1 protein-coding gene is annotated in these 908 nt (G+C 66.2%); it reads right to left on the minus strand.

The genetic code is table 11. The features are described from left to right. A partial coding sequence (locus V6V89_RS41495; RefSeq protein WP_334625238.1) for a LacI family DNA-binding transcriptional regulator occupies positions 1-895 on the minus strand: 895 nt, incomplete at its 3' end. Between the last annotated feature and the right edge of the window lie 13 nt (positions 896-908).

Here is a 908-nt window from a genome sequence, read left to right on the forward strand (position 1 = left end):
GCTGGAGCAGCATGTCGACGGCGGCTCGTCCGGCGGCTGGGGTGGGGTTGGCGACGGTGGTGAGTTTGGGGCGGGTTAGTCGGCTCAGGGTGATGTCGTCGATGCCGATGACGCTGATGTCGTTGGGGACGTGGAGGCCTTGTTGGTGGAGGCCTTCGATGAGTCCGATGGCGATGAGGTCGTTGTAGCAGAGCACGGCGGTGGCGCCGGCGCGGGTGATGTTTTCGGCTTGGTGGTGGCCGCCGTGTTCGGTGGGTGGGTTGGGGCCCAGGATGGTGAGTTGGGTGTTGTTGGTGCGGGTGGCGGTGGTGGCGGCGCGGCGGATTTCGCGGTTGGTCCAGGAGCCGCGGGGTCCGCCGAGTAGGGCGATGTGTTGGTGGCCTAGTGCGGTGAGGTGGTCGATGGCGTGGCGGGTGCCGGTGGCGACGTCCATGACGACGGTGGGTAGGCCGGTGATGTGGCGGTTGATGACGACCAGGGGGACTTCTCTGCTGAGTTGTTCGATGAGGCTGTTGTTCATGCGGGGGGAGCACAGCAGGATGCCGTCGACTTGTTTGGCGAGGGTGTGGACGAGTTCTTCTTCGACGGCGGGGTCTTCGTTGGTGTCGGTGACGAAGATGTGGTAGTCGCGGTGTCTGGCTTGGCTTTCGGCGGCTTTGATCAGGGGTGGGAAGAAGGGGTTGGCGATGTCGGCGACGATGAGGCCGATGTTGTGGGTTCTTCCGGTGATCAGGGCGCGGGCGGCGCGGTTGGGTCGGTAGCCGAGGTGTTCGGCGCAGGCCAGGACGCGGTTGCGGGTGTCGGGGTTGACCAGGTGGGGTGCGGAGAAGGTGCGCGAGACGGTGGAGATGTGCACGCCGGACGCGCGGGCGACGTCGCGGATGGTGGCGGGCACAGTCGTTCTCCGT

Origin of the sequence: Micromonospora sp. CPCC 206061 (assembly GCF_036906915.1) — a bacterium.
In the GTDB taxonomy this organism is placed as follows: domain Bacteria; phylum Actinomycetota; class Actinomycetes; order Mycobacteriales; family Micromonosporaceae; genus Phytohabitans.